This window comes from Leisingera sp. JC1, from assembly GCF_001679925.1.
GTDB lineage: Bacteria > Pseudomonadota > Alphaproteobacteria > Rhodobacterales > Rhodobacteraceae > Leisingera.
This window is the reverse complement of the sequence record NZ_LYUZ01000066.1, coordinates 1-603: the sequence shown is the minus strand read 5'-3', so window position 1 is coordinate 603 and position 603 is coordinate 1. Positions and strand designations below refer to the sequence as shown.

General features: G+C 59.0%; 1 protein-coding gene. It reads left to right on the top strand.

Features of this window, described 5'->3' with window-relative positions:
- Window positions 1–311 (top strand): hypothetical protein (locus A9D60_RS26520; protein ID WP_175392907.1); only part of this gene is annotated, 311 nt, incomplete at its 5' end.
- Window positions 312–603: the final 292 nt, after the last annotated feature.

Genomic DNA, 603 nt, shown 5'->3' with positions numbered 1-603 from the left:
TTGTGCGGTTCCAGGAGGGCAGCACGTCCAAGACCTTCAAGGCCACCGGCATTCAGAAGGACACCGACTATGACGTCACCGCCAGCTTTGGCGGCGGGGAAGTGGCGCTGGAGCTGAACGGCCAGCTGATCGGCCAGGCGGACTTCGACTTCGACTGGCTCGATAACAGCGAGTATCTGCAGGCCGGCGCCAACGGCTGGGCTAGCCGGACCGGCGAGGCAGGCTTCCGCGACGTCTTTGACGGCACCATCAGCGATCTGTCGATCACCGATACCAGCGCGGCGCTGAGCGACGACTTCCTGCTGGTCTGAAACCAGAAGCGGCGCAGGGGCTTCCTGCGCCGCTCCTTTTCGCGGCGCCGTTCCGGGCTTGCCCGTGCCGCATAAAAACCTGCAAACCCCGATGTTTTTCTGGCATTCTCAGCGCCAGCGGAATATTCCTGCGGAACACTTTATGGTTGAAAGCTCCTGATGGCGGTTCCATTTTTTTTCCTCTCTGCCTTTGCAATGTGGGCAGGCGCTATTTCTTTATGGTTGTTTTTCGGTTTTGGAATTCTCCCGTCAATGGCCATCAGCCTGGCAGCTTCCACCGCCCTGTTTTTTG